The sequence below is a fragment of the Pseudomonas yangonensis genome (genome assembly GCF_009932725.1).
GTDB lineage: Bacteria > Pseudomonadota > Gammaproteobacteria > Pseudomonadales > Pseudomonadaceae > Aquipseudomonas > Aquipseudomonas yangonensis.
In genome coordinates, this window is sequence record NZ_BLJU01000075.1 from 1 (window position 1) to 343 (window position 343).

The 343-nt window shown below is 62.4% G+C and carries 1 protein-coding gene; it reads left to right on the plus strand.

Translation table 11 applies throughout. The annotated features are described in order from the left end of the window. Positions 1–343: DUF932 domain-containing protein (locus tag GYB81_RS23545; RefSeq protein WP_161897979.1), on the plus strand; the 343-nt coding region annotated here is incomplete at both ends.

A 343-nucleotide genomic window follows, 5' to 3' on the forward strand; every position in this document is an offset into this window, starting at 1 on the left:
GACTGGCAGATCCTGGAAAGCCCCGTGCACTTCAAGTCGGACGCCATCGGCCACCTGGGCGCGATCCATTCTTTCCCCGAACAGAAGGTGCTCTATCGTTCGGACACCAAGGCACCGCTGTCGGTGGTCTCGCACCGCTACCACACCGTGCAGCCCAAGGATGTGCTGGAGTTCTACCGGGACCTGACCGAGGTCTCCGGCTACGAGCTGGAAACCGCTGGAGTGCTCAAGGGCGGTCGCAAGTTCTGGGCGCTGGCGCGAACCGGCCAAGGCGCTGCAATCAAGGGCAACGACCAAGTGAACGGCTATTTGCTGCTGGCCACTTCCTGTGACGGCACTCTGG